Genomic DNA, 11,945 nt, shown 5'->3' with positions numbered 1-11,945 from the left:
CCGGACGGCGGGATTGGCAGCCAGTGCAGACCGAGGAGACGTGACAGTCATGGCAGAGGCGAGGACGCAGGCGGCCGAGGAACTCGCGCGGCGCTGGGCCACCGACCCCCGGTGGCAGGGCATCGAGCGCACCTACGGCGCCGAGGACGTCGTCCGGCTCTCGGGCAGCGTCCGCGAGGAGCACACCCTGGCCCGGCGCGGCGCCGAGCGGCTGTGGCGGCAGCTGCACGAGCAGGACTACATCCACGCGCTCGGCGCCCTGACCGGCGGCCAGGCCGTCCAGCAGGTCAAGGCGGGGCTGCAGGCCGTCTACCTGTCCGGCTGGCAGGTCGCCGCCGACGCCAACCAGGCCGGGCACACCTACCCCGACCAGAGCCTGTACCCCGCCAACTCCGTTCCCCAGGTGGTCCGTCGGATCAACAACGCGCTGCTGCGCGCCGACCAGATCGCCACCGCCGAGGACGCCGGCGACACCACCGACTGGCTCGCGCCGATCGTCGCCGACGCGGAGGCCGGGTTCGGCGGCCCGCTGAACGCGTTCGAGCTGACCAAGGCGATGATCGCGGCGGGTGCGGCCGGCATCCACTACGAGGACCAGCTCGCCTCCGAGAAGAAGTGCGGCCACCTCGGCGGCAAGGTCCTGGTGCCCACCTCCCAGCACATCCGCACCCTCAACGCGGCCCGCCTCGCCGCCGACATCGCCGACGTGCCCACCGTCGTCATCGCCCGTACCGACGCGCTTGCCGCCAACCTGCTCACCACCGACGTCGACGAGCGCGACGCCGAGTTCGTCACCGGCGAGCGCACCGCCGAGGGCTTCTACCGGGTGCGGAACGGCATGGCTCCGGTCATCGCGCGCGGTCTGGCCTACGCGCCGTACGCCGACCTGATCTGGGTCGAGACCGGCACCCCGGACCTGGCCCAGGCCCGCGAGTTCGCCGAAGCGATCCACGCGCAGTACCCCGACCAGATGCTCGCCTACAACTGCTCGCCCTCCTTCAACTGGAAGGCCGCGCTGGACGACGACCAGATCGCCAAGTTCCAGCGCGAGCTCGGTGCGATGGGCTACCGCTTCCAGTTCATCACGCTGGCCGGCTTCCACTCCCTCAACCACGGCATGTTCGACCTCGCGCGCGGCTACGCCGAGCTCGGCATGACCGCCTATGTCGACCTGCAGGAGAGGGAGTTCGCGGCGCAGGCGCACGGCTTCACCGCCGTGAAGCACCAGCGCGAGGTCGGCACCGGCTACTTCGACCTGGTCTCCACCGCCGTCAACCCCGCCTCCTCCACCACCGCCCTGACCGGGTCCACCGAGGAAGAGCAGTTCCACTAAGCCACCGGGCCGGACGCTCCGCGGTCCGGCCGGCCCCGGCCGGCGGAGGGGGACGAACCGTCTCCGTCCCCCTCCGCTCTCACCCCTCAGGAGAGCCCGATGACGACCACCGCACTCACCCAGCAGGTCCGTGTCCTCGCCGCGCCCGGTGACCGGCACGACGAGATACTCACCCCCGCCGCCCTGGACTTCGTCGGCCGCCTCGTCGAGGCGTTCGAGCCGCGTCGGCGGGACCTGATGAAGGAACGCCGCCGGCAGGTCCTGCGGCTGGCGTCGGGCTCGCCTCTCGACTTCCCCATGGTCACCTCCGCCGTCCGCGACGACCCGTCCTGGCGGGTGGCACCGCCCGCGCCCGGCCTGACCGACCGCCGCGTGGAGATCACCGGTCCACCGGACCGCCGCATGGCCGTCAACGCGCTGAACTCCGGGGCCAGGGTGTGGATGGCGGACTTCGAGGACGCCACCGCCCCCCTGTGGGACAACATCGTCAGCGGACAGCTCAACCTGCTCGACGCCATCGAGCGCCGGATCGACTTCACCACACCCGGAGGCAAGGAGTACCGGCTCGGCGACCAGCTCGCCACCATCATGGTCCGGCCCCGTGGCTGGCACCTGGAGGAGGAACACCTGGAGTTCGCGGGCCGGCCGGTGCCCGCCGCGCTCGTCGACTTCGGCCTGTACTTCTTCCACTGCGCCCGGCGGCAGATCGACGCCGGGTACGGCCCCTACTTCTACCTCCCGAAGCTGGAGAACCGGTACGAGGCCCGGCTGTGGAACGACGTCTTCGTCCTCGCCCAGGAACTGCTCGACATCTCGCGGGGCACGATCCGCGCCACGGTCCTCATCGAGACCATCACCGCCGCGTTCGAGATGGAGGAGATCCTCTACGAGCTGCGCGAGCACAGCGCGGGACTCAACGCCGGCCGCTGGGACTACCTCTTCAGCCTGATCAAGACCTTCGGCCACCGCACCGACTTCCTCCTTCCGGACCGCGCGAAGGTGACGATGACCGCGCCCTTCATGCGGGCGTACACGGAACTCCTCGTGCGTACCTGCCACCGGCGCGGCGCCCACGCCATCGGCGGCATGGCCGCCCAGGTCCCCGGCAAGGACGCCGCCGCGAACGAAGCAGCGTTCGCCAAGGTACGGCTGGACAAGGAGCGGGAGGCCGAGGACGGTTTCGACGGGTCATGGGTGGCCCACCCCGCGCTCGTCCCCGTCTGCCGTGAGGTCTTCGACGGTGTCCTCGGCGAGCGGCCTCACCAGCTCGACCGGACCCGTGACGATGTCGAGGTCACCCCGGCCGACCTGCTGTCCGTGCGCCGGATCAGCGGCCCGCCCACCCCGGAGGGGATCCGCACGAACGTCTCCGTGGCGCTGCGGTACTACTCCGCGTGGCTGCGCGGGCAGGGCGCCGTCGCGCTCGACGGGCTGATGGAGGACGCGGCCACCGCCGAGATCGCCCGCGTGCAGATCTGGCAGTGGCTGCGGCACCGGGTGATCGACCGGGAGACGGTGACCCAACTGCTCGACGACGAGGTCGCCGCGCTGGGCGCCGAGTACCCGTGGGCGCCCGTCGAGGACATCCGTACCCTCTTCGAACGGACCGCCGTGACCGGTGAGTTGCCGCTGTTCTTCACGCCGGACGCCTACTCCCGTCACCTCGTGCGCCGGCCGGAGGTGCGGGCGTGAGCGCGGGCATCGTACGCGTCGGCGTGGTCGGCGGCGGGCAGATGGGTGCCGGGATCGCCGAGGTGTGCGCGCGGGCCGGGCTGGACACCGTGGTGTGCGAGGTGGACGCGGTGGCGGCCCGCGCGGCACGGGACCGGGTGGCCGCGTCACTCGACCGGGCAGTACGCCGGGGCAGGCTGGAGCGCGCGGCGGCGCGTGACACGCTCGCCCGGACGGTGTTCACCGGCAGCCTGGACGACCTCGCCGACCGGCAGTTCGTCGTCGAGGCCGTCATCGAGAACCCGGACGCCAAGGCCGAGGTCTTCGCCGCCCTCGACAAGATCGTCGAGGACCCGGCAGCCGTCCTCGCCACCAACACCTCCTCCCTTCCGGTCATGCGGCTCGGCATGGCGACATCCCGCGCGGACCGGGTCGTGGGCCTGCACTTCTTCAACCCCGTCCCCGTCCTGCCGCTCGTCGAGGTGGTCGCCTCCCTGCACACGTCGGCCGAGACGACCACGATGGTCGAGGACTTCGCCACCCGCACCCTCGGCAAGACGGTCATCCGCTCCCAGGACCGGGCCGGTTTCGTCGTCAACGCCCTGCTCATCCCCTACCTGCTGTCCGCGGTCCGGATGGCGGAGTCGGGCTTCGCCACAGCCGCCGACATCGACGCCGGGATGGAACTGGGCTGCGCCCACCCCATGGGTCCGCTGAAGCTCGCCGACCTGATCGGCCTGGACACCGTCGCGTCCATCGCGGAGTCGCTCTACGACGAGTTCCGTGAACCCCTCTACGCACCACCGCCGCTGCTCCAGCGGATGGTGGAGGCGGGTCTTCTGGGCCGGAAGACCGGCCGGGGGTTCCACACCTACGGCCAGGGCTGAGGGCCTGGGCGACGCGGGCTGAGGGGCCCGCACCGGCGCCGGGTCGAGGGTCCCGGTGGCGGCACTACGGAAGGGCGGGAAGCGCTGGTGCGGCGCTTCCCGCCCTTCGGCGTTCCGCCTTCGAAGTGCTGTGTCACGCCTTCCGGATGCTGGACGGCTCTCCTCCTTTGCGGCACCACCCCGTAGGGTGGTCTGCGCAGCTGGTTCGCCCCGTCAGCCAGGCGGGGTGTCGTAAGAGGGAACCCGGTGGGAATCCGGGACTGCCCCGCAGCGGTGAGCGGGAACGACCGCCGTCATACGCACTGGGTCCGAGGTACCGGGCCCGGGAAGCGACGGCCAGTAGGTGTCCTCCGACGAAGAGGACGAGCCCGCGAGTCCGAAGACCTGCCGACTGCCCGCGTACGGACCATTCCGTGCGTGGAAATTCCGGTGACCTCGAGGGCGGGTCGGCGTACACACCAGACGGAACGACCGTGCTGTAGCCGCGCGGGGTCGTTGCCGTCCGGTTCGTCATTCCCTTCGCGCTCTCGTCCCGTCTCCGGGATCTCAGGGGTTCATCTCGCGAAGGAGATCTCCGTGACAGCGAAGTCCGCAGCCGCGGCAGCACGGGCCACCGTGTACGGCTACCCCCGTCAGGGCCAGAACCGGGAACTGAAGAAGGCCGTCGAGGGCTACTGGAAGGGCCGCGTCACCGCCGACGCGCTCCATGCGACCGCCGCCGAGCTCCGGCGGAGCAACTGGCAGCAGCTTGCCGACGCCGGCATCCACGAGGTGCCCACCGGCGACTTCTCGTACTACGACCACGTCCTCGACACCACCGTCATGGTCGGCGCGATCCCCGAGCGCCACCGCGCCGCCGTCGACGCCGACCCGACGGACGGCTACTTCGCGATGGCCCGCGGTACCCAGGAGGTCGCTCCGCTGGAGATGACCAAGTGGTTCGACACCAACTACCACTACCTGGTCCCCGAACTGGGGCCCGACACCGTGTTCACGGCCGACTCCGCCAAGCAGGTCGCCGAGCTGAAGGAAGCCCTCGCCCAGGCCCTGACCGCACGGCCCGTGCTGGTCGGCCCTGTCACCTACCTCCTGCTGGCCAAGCCCGCCCCCGGCGTGCCGGCCGACTTCGAGCCGCTGACTCTTCTGGACCGGCTGCTTCCCGTGTACGCCGAGGTCCTCGCCGACCTGCGGGCGGCCGGCGCGGAGTGGGTGCAGCTCGACGAGCCCGCCCTCGTCCAGGACCGCACCCCGGCCGACCTGAACGCCGCCGAACGCGCCTACCGTGACCTCTGCGCCCTCACCGACCGGCCCAAGCTGCTCGTCGCCTCCTACTTCGACCGGCTCGGCGACGCGCTTCCCGTCCTGGCCAAGGCACCGGTCGAGGGCCTCGCCCTGGACTTCACCGAGGCCGGCGCGGCCGATCTGGACGCCCTGGCGGCCGTCGGCGGACTGCCCGGCAAGCGCCTGGTCGCCGGAGTCGTCAACGGCCGCAACATCTGGATCAACGACCTGCAGAAGTCGCTGTCCACGCTCGGCACCCTCCTCGGGCTCGCCGACCGCGTCGACGTCGCCGCCTCCTGCTCCCTGCTCCACGTGCCGCTGGACGCGGCGGCCGAGCGGGACATCGAGCCGCAGATCCTGCGCTGGCTCGCCTTCGCGAAGCAGAAGACCGCCGAGATCGTCACCCTCGCCAAGGGCCTCGCCCAGGGCACCGACACGATCGCCGCCGAACTCTCCGCCAACCGCGCCGACCTGGCCTCCCGCGCGAACTCGCCGATCACCCGTGACCCGGCGGTGCGAGCCCGCTCCGAGGCCGTGACGGACGCCGACGCCCGCCGCTCCCAGCCGTACGCCGAGCGTTTCGCCGCCCAACGCGCCCATCTGCGGCTGCCGTTGCTGCCGACCACGACGATCGGCTCCTTCCCGCAGACCGGCGAACTGCGCACCGCCCGCGCCGACCTGCGGGCCGGCCGCCTCGACACCGCCGGTTACGAGGAGCGCATCAAGGCGGAGATCCAGGAGGTCATCTCCTTCCAGGAGAAGACCGGCATCGACGTCCTGGTGCACGGCGAGCCCGAGCGCAACGACATGGTCCAGTACTTCGCCGAGCAGCTCACCGGCTACCTCGCCACGCAGCACGGCTGGGTCCAGTCGTACGGCACCCGCTACGTCCGCCCGCCGGTCCTCGCCGGCGACATCTCCCGGCCCGAGCCGATGACGGTGCGCTGGACGTCCTACGCCCAGTCGCTGAGCGACCGCCCCGTCAAGGGCATGCTCACCGGACCGGTCACCATGCTCGCCTGGTCCTTCGTCCGCGACGACCAGCCCCTCGCCGACACCGCCCGGCAGGTCGCCCTCGCCCTCCGCGACGAGGTCACCGACCTGGAGTCGGCCGGCACGTCGGTCATCCAGGTCGACGAGCCCGCACTGCGCGAGACGCTTCCGCTGCGCGCCGCCGACCACGAGGCGTACCTGACGTGGGCCACCGAGGCGTTCCGGCTCACCACCTCCGGCGTACGGCCGGACACCCAGATCCACACCCACATGTGCTACGCCGAGTTCGGTGACATCGTCCAGGCCATCGACGACCTCGACGCCGACGTCATCAGCCTGGAGGCCGCCCGCTCCCACATGCAGGTCGCCCGGGAACTCGCCGCCCACGGCTACCCGCGCGAGGCCGGACCGGGTGTCTACGACATCCACTCCCCCCGTGTGCCGAGCACGGAGGAGGCCGCGGAACTGCTGCGCACCGGTCTGAAGGCGATCCCCGCCGAACGGCTCTGGGTCAACCCGGACTGCGGTCTGAAGACCCGCGGCTGGCCCGAGACCCGCGCCTCGCTGGAGAGCCTGGTCACCGCCGCCCGTACGGTCCGCGAGGAACTCTCCTCGTCCTGACCCAGGCCCAGTCCGCCGGGGAAGGACGCACCGCCGGCCGTCCTTCCCCGGCCACCGGCACCGCCCGCTGGTCCGGTCCCGCGTAGGAGGCGAGAGGGCGGATCAGCGCGTTGTGGGCGAGCTGTTCGGTGATGTGGGCGGTCCAGCCGGTGATACGGCTCATCACGAAGATCGGTGTGAAGGTAGAGGTGTCGAAGCCCATCAAGTGGTAGGCGAGCCCGGCCGGGTAGTCCAGGTGGGGGTGGATGCTCCTGCGGGAGAGCATCGCGTGCCGCAGGGCCGCGTGGAGAGTGGCGAGGCGGGTGACCTCGGGGTCGGCGGCGCGGGCGACCAGCCGGTCCAGCGCGTCCTGCATGATCGGCACCCGGGAGTCGCCGTGCTTGTAGACACGGTGGCCAAAACCCATGATCTTCCGCTTGGCGACCAGTGCCGCGTCCAGCCACTCCTCCGCGCGTGCCGGATCGCCGATCTCCTCCAGCATGTGCATCACCGCTTCGTTGGCGCCACCGTGCAGCGGCCCCTTGAGCGCGCCGATCGCGGCGGTGACCGCGCTGTAGAGGTCGGAGAGGGTGGAGGTGACCACGCGGGCGGTGAACGTCGAGGCGTTGAAGCTGTGTTCGGCGTACAGCGCGAGGGAGATCTCGAAGCAGCGGACCACGTCCGGGGCCGGAACGCTGCCGAAGCACATGTGGAAGAAGTTCTCGGCGTAACCGAGTTCGGGGTTCGGCGGGATCGGGGCGAGGCCCAGGCCGCCCATTCCGGCGAGACCATGATGGGGGTGCCGAAGACGCAGGCGCCGGGCGTGGCCGTGCGGTGGGCGGTGGCCTGGGCGCGGGCGACGGCGACCGGGCGGCGCAGCAGCGAGGCGACGGCGACCGAGGCGTTGTCGATCACCCGGTTGACGGCCATGGCCGTGCTGTCGGCATGCAGTTCTTCGGTGCGCGTGGCCACGGCCGCGAGCTTCCAGGCGAGCTGCTCCTCGTGGGGCAGACGGTCGGTGCTGGGGTGGACACGGACGTGGTGCTCGATCACGGGACTCCTCGCGATGTCGGTCGGACGGCACTGCCTGAGGGCTGACGTGCTGAGCCTTCCCGGCGACGGTCGGTCGGGCCACCGTTCCAAGGTGCGGAATGTGTACATCGCGGAGCTGCGAATCTGCGAAAGCTGCGAATCCTGCGGATGCTAGATTCGCAGGTGAGCCCGGGGGCGAGGAGGTACGCGTGTGGCTCGGCGACCGGCGGAAGGGAAGATCTACGCCCATGCCAAGCTGCGCCGCCTGCGCCGCGAGCACGGCATGAACCAGGTCGACATGGCCCGCGCCCTCGGCATCTCCACCAGCTACGCCAACCAGATCGAACAGAGCCAGCGCCCGCTGACGGCATCCGTGCTGCTGCGGATCGCCGAGGTCTTCGGTGTCGACACCGAGTTCTTCTCGGAGGCCGGGGAGGACCGCATCGCCACCGATCTGCGGGCGGCGCTCGCGGACGAAGCCTGCGGGGTGCCGCTTCCGGCGGATGAGGAGATCTCCGCGGCAGCCCGCGACCACCCCGAAATCGCGCGTGCCCTGGTCGCCCTGCACCGCCGCTACCGCGACACCGCCGAACAGGCCGCCGCCCTGGCCGCCCCGGGCGCTGGGGGTGCACCCTCCGGGGGAGTGACCCGGCTCCCTGCGGGCGAGCCGCACGACGAGGTCCGGGACTTCTTCTACGCCCACCACAACCACTTCGAGCCGCTGGACACCGAGGCCGAACGGCTCGCGGCAGCCCTGGAGCTGCGGCCGGGCCGGGCCGCCGACCCGCTCACCGCACGGCTCGTCGAGCAGCACGGTGTCCGAGTGGTGCGAGCAGCCGCGGGCCGCTCCGCCGACGCCCGGCGGTACGACCCGGACGCGGGAGTGCTGTTCCTCTCCCCCTGGCTCAGCGACGGCCAGCGCGCCTTCCAACTCGCCACTCAGGTCGCTCTCTTGGAGTACGGACCGCTGCTCACAGACCTGGCCGAGCGCTCCACCGAGCTGACTTCGCCGGAGTCCCGGGCCCTCGCCCGCATCGGCCTGGCCAACTACTTCGCGGGCGCGGTGCTCATGCCGTACGCGGCCTTCCACGCGACGGCCGAGGACGTCCGGTACGACGTCGAGCTGCTCTCGGCCCGCTTCGGCGTCGGCTTCGAGACGGTCTGCCACCGCCTGAGCACGCTGCAGCGCAGGGGAAGCCGGGGCGTGCCGTTCTCCTTCCTGCGCGTCGACCGGGCCGGCAACATCTCCAAGCGCCAGTCGGCCACCGACTTCCACTTCTCCCGCATGGGCGGCACCTGCCCGCTGTGGACGGTGTACGAGGCGTTCTCCGCACCGGGCCGGATACGGACACAGGTCGCGGAAATGCCGGACGGGAAAAGGTACTTCTGGGTCGCGCGGACCATCACCCGCGGCGGGTTCGGACACCACGCCCCGCGCGCCGAGTTCGCCGTCGCCCTCGGCTGCGAGCTGCGGCACGCCCACCGGCTCGTCTACACCGAGGGCATCGCCCTGGACGATTCCCGCGCCGCCACCCCCATCGGCCTGGGCTGCCGGATCTGCGAACGCCGCGACTGCGCCCAGCGGGCCAGGCCGCCGGCCGGCGGACGCCTCGCCATCGACCCGGACCGGCGCACGTACGTGCCGTACGCCGTGGAGAGCCGCACCCCATGACACCGACCACAGGAGCAGCCACGTGACCAGCCGTGTCACCTTCGTCTCGCCCGCCACGAGTCCGTCGCTGCGGCAGGCCCGCTTCTACGACGGCGACTCGGTCGACGACGGCGGCGCGGCCCGCGCGCGTGAGGCCGCCGGATCGCTGCTCGCGCCCGCGCGCGTGGTCGTGTCCCCGAGTGTGCGCTGCCGGGAAACGGCGGCCGCGCTCGGCTTCGACGGCGTGGAGACAGCGGAGTTGGGCGGCCTGGACGTGGGCCGCTGGCGGGGACGCACCCTCGACGAGGTGGGAGCGGCCGAGCCGGAGGCGGTGGGGCACTGGCTCACCGATCCGGGCTGGGCGGCACACGGCGGCGAGTCGGTGCGGGGCGTGTGCGAGCGGGTCGGGCGCTGGCTGGAGTCCGTGCAGCACACGGACGGCCGTACGATCGCCGTGGTCGAGCCCGAGGTGGTCCGGGCCGCGGTGACGCGTGTACTGGGTTTGCCGGAGGCTGTCTTCTGGAGGCTCGACGTGGCGCCGTTGACGGCGACGGAACTCAGCGGACGAGCCGGCCGCTGGAACCTACGGCTCGGCAGGCCCCTCGTCGCCTCGGCGCAGCAAGACACCGTGGCGCCGTAGGGCAGGAGGCGACGGGCACCTCGAGAACGGCTAGAGGGCCACGCCTCGTTGGAGTGGCGTGGCCCTCTGGTGCCTCATGCTGGCGAGCACGTCATGCCGCGCCGACAGGCTCCGGCTGCTTCGGCGCCGGCTTGGCCGATGCCCTGATCGCCGGATCGAGCAGCCGCTCGGCCATGGGCGCGAAGACGAGGCCCAGGCTCGCCCACAGCAGCGCCTGAGCGGCTACGGAGTAGAAGCGGAAGGAGAACAGCACGTCCGCCGGGAACCCCGGATAGACGATCGCACCCTTGGAGTTCTTCAGGGGCAGGGGCGTCTCCGTGGCCTGGTGGCCGTACTCGTGCACGTTGGCGGAGAGCTCGCCGAGCTGCGGCAGCAGGAGCATCACGATCCCGATGGCGACCACGTACGCGGCACCGGCGAGCAGCGTGGCGTTCCAGTTGCCGAAGCGCGGCTGGAGACGCTTGCCGAGCCAGACGGCGCCGATCAGGAACACGACTGAGCACAGGACCATGGCCAAGTACAGGTTGCCGCGGTCCTTGATCGTGTCCGGGTGGCCGATCGCCGGGGGGTTGGCCGGGTACTTCAGGAACGGCACCAGGTACATGCCGAGGAAGCCGCCCAGAGCCACCAGCATCGCCAGGTTGCGCGGGCGCAGGTTGCCGACCCGGCCGAGGCAGACGGCGTAGGCGACGGCGAACAGGGCGCCCATGGCGATGCCGAAGAACACCATGCCGACGCCGATGCCGACGTTGGCCTGGATGGTCCGGCTGAAGATGTCCGGATCCGGAGCCCCCACCGGGATTCCGGCGGCCTTGTCCAGAGCCTCCTGCGCGGCGTCGCGGCCGCTCTCGTAGTTGATGGCCTTGTTGATCTGGGGCTCGGCGAAGATCCGGGCGAAGACGAAGGCGAGCAGACCGGCGACTGCGCCGGCGATGACGCCGCGCAGTATGAGTCTCTTTTCCATGTTCAGATGTCCGAGTCCGTGCTTGCTCTCGTCAGTGGCAGGGGAAGCCGAGGAAGTGGCGGGCGTCGTGCACGAACTCGTGGACGTGCATGTCCTTGCCGAAGACGGAGTAGGCGCCCTGGTCGACACCGATGAAGTAGTAGACGGCCAGCGCGATCAGCGCGGTCCCGACGAGCCAGATCACAGCCTTCGTGGCCGGCAGGACGACCGGGGTGGGAAGCGCGGCGGGTGCGGACATGCTGCTCATGGGTGTGAGCCTCCTTCAGGGGATCGTGCGTCCCTCAGTACAGTGGAGCGTCGCGACGGCCCAGTGTCTGACTCCAGCCCCACCCTTGAGTGGGGCTGTTCACAGTGGCGCGACCGTGCTGGAATCTCACCAGCTTCCTTAGGCCGTCATTACAAACGGAGCGTACGGACCCTTGAGATGGTCCGTCAATCAGACAAGTGGCCGAGACGGTGTGTCCCTGCGCACCCGCCGCCCTGCGTAGCCTCGACCCCTTCTTCGAGCCGATGTGGATCTCACCCACAGGAATGGCACGGGAATCCGGCCGACGGGAGACGCGACAGGGACATGGCCCCGAGGGGAAACCCGGTGGACGTCGATCTGAGCCGATCGCACGCCCGCTCCCGCGTCACCACACGCCCCACATGGGCGAGCTCTCCTGGCGGGCGGGTCGGCCCGTCACGTGGATCTGTCAGCGACCGTGACCCGTAGTTCCGCGTTCTCCGGCGTGGCCGGTCCGGGTTTCACGCCGTCGTCGATGTCCGCGCGACGCATCCATTTCCACAGCGTCACCGCGTGCATTGTGAAGTCGGCGGCCACCTGCTCGACCGTCACGCCCGGGCCGCGGTTCCTCGCGACTCGCACGGCATCCTCGCGAACTCTTCCGGAT

Annotated in this window: 9 protein-coding genes, 2 pseudogenes and 2 riboswitches; of the genes and pseudogenes, 6 read left to right on the top strand and 5 right to left on the bottom strand. The window is 71.0% G+C overall.

Annotated elements, in window-relative coordinates; translation table 11 throughout:
* Positions 1 to 49: 49 nt before the first annotated feature.
* The 4 genes from aceA (at position 50) to metE (ending at position 6,786) form a co-directional block, all read left to right on the top strand.
* Entirely contained in the window at positions 50 to 1,333 is a 1,284-nt protein-coding gene (gene aceA / locus ADK64_RS10945; RefSeq protein ID WP_053657570.1) for an isocitrate lyase, read from the top strand.
* Between the two features lie 99 nt (positions 1,334 to 1,432).
* Positions 1,433 to 3,025, top strand: coding sequence for a malate synthase A (aceB, locus tag ADK64_RS10940; RefSeq protein ID WP_053657568.1), 1,593 nt, complete (start codon positions 1,433 to 1,435; stop codon positions 3,023 to 3,025).
* A complete protein-coding gene (locus tag ADK64_RS10935) occupies positions 3,022 to 3,891 on the top strand; it encodes a 3-hydroxybutyryl-CoA dehydrogenase (protein ID WP_053657566.1) in 870 nt (289 codons plus the stop codon). The genes aceB and ADK64_RS10935 overlap by 4 nt, the downstream gene beginning before the upstream one ends.
* A 184-nt stretch (positions 3,892 to 4,075) precedes the next feature.
* Positions 4,076 to 4,298, top strand: a riboswitch (cobalamin riboswitch).
* 169 nt (positions 4,299 to 4,467) lie between these two features.
* Positions 4,468 to 6,786 (top strand): 5-methyltetrahydropteroyltriglutamate--homocysteine S-methyltransferase, encoded by a 2,319-nt coding sequence (metE, locus tag ADK64_RS10930; RefSeq protein WP_053657564.1) that lies wholly within the window; start codon positions 4,468 to 4,470, stop codon positions 6,784 to 6,786.
* Here the strand turns inward: metE and ADK64_RS10925 are convergent.
* Both ADK64_RS10925 and ADK64_RS42715 read right to left on the bottom strand, forming a co-directional pair.
* Positions 6,743 to 7,531, bottom strand: a pseudogene (locus ADK64_RS10925) (citrate/2-methylcitrate synthase); the annotation flags it as partial. The gene metE and the pseudogene ADK64_RS10925 sit on opposite strands and share 44 nt — an antisense overlap.
* Positions 7,525 to 7,818, bottom strand: a pseudogene (locus ADK64_RS42715) (MmgE/PrpD family protein); the annotation flags it as partial. The pseudogenes ADK64_RS10925 and ADK64_RS42715, both read right to left, overlap by 7 nt.
* 190 nt (positions 7,819 to 8,008) lie before the next feature.
* Between ADK64_RS42715 and ADK64_RS10915 the strand changes: the two are divergent.
* Both ADK64_RS10915 and ADK64_RS10910 read left to right on the top strand, forming a co-directional pair.
* Positions 8,009 to 9,469, top strand: a complete 1,461-nt coding sequence (locus ADK64_RS10915; RefSeq protein WP_053657560.1) for a short-chain fatty acyl-CoA regulator family protein — start codon at positions 8,009 to 8,011, stop codon at positions 9,467 to 9,469.
* Positions 9,470 to 9,491: 22 nt separating this feature from the next.
* Positions 9,492 to 10,088: a histidine phosphatase family protein gene (locus tag ADK64_RS10910; RefSeq protein ID WP_053657558.1), complete on the top strand. Its 597-nt coding sequence runs from the start codon at positions 9,492 to 9,494 to the stop codon at positions 10,086 to 10,088.
* A gap of 91 nt (positions 10,089 to 10,179) precedes the next feature.
* Here ADK64_RS10910 and ADK64_RS10905 read toward each other — a convergent pair whose 3' ends face one another.
* The 3 genes from ADK64_RS10905 to ADK64_RS46600 form a co-directional block, all read right to left on the bottom strand.
* Entirely contained in the window at positions 10,180 to 11,052 is an 873-nt protein-coding gene (locus ADK64_RS10905; protein ID WP_053657556.1) for a CbtA family protein, read from the bottom strand.
* A 31-nt stretch (positions 11,053 to 11,083) separates the two neighbouring features.
* Positions 11,084 to 11,299 (bottom strand): CbtB domain-containing protein, encoded by a 216-nt coding sequence (locus ADK64_RS10900; RefSeq protein WP_234384525.1) that lies wholly within the window; start codon positions 11,297 to 11,299, stop codon positions 11,084 to 11,086.
* A gap of 40 nt (positions 11,300 to 11,339) precedes the next feature.
* Positions 11,340 to 11,478, bottom strand: a riboswitch (cobalamin riboswitch).
* A gap of 256 nt (positions 11,479 to 11,734) precedes the next feature.
* Positions 11,735 to 11,890, bottom strand: a complete 156-nt coding sequence (locus ADK64_RS46600) for a hypothetical protein (protein WP_199829565.1) — start codon at positions 11,888 to 11,890, stop codon at positions 11,735 to 11,737.
* Positions 11,891 to 11,945 lie beyond the last annotated feature (55 nt).

The sequence above is a fragment of the Streptomyces sp. MMG1121 genome (assembly GCF_001280015.1).
Taxonomy (GTDB): domain Bacteria; phylum Actinomycetota; class Actinomycetes; order Streptomycetales; family Streptomycetaceae; genus Streptomyces.
This window is presented reverse-complemented; position numbering and strand designations above follow the sequence as displayed.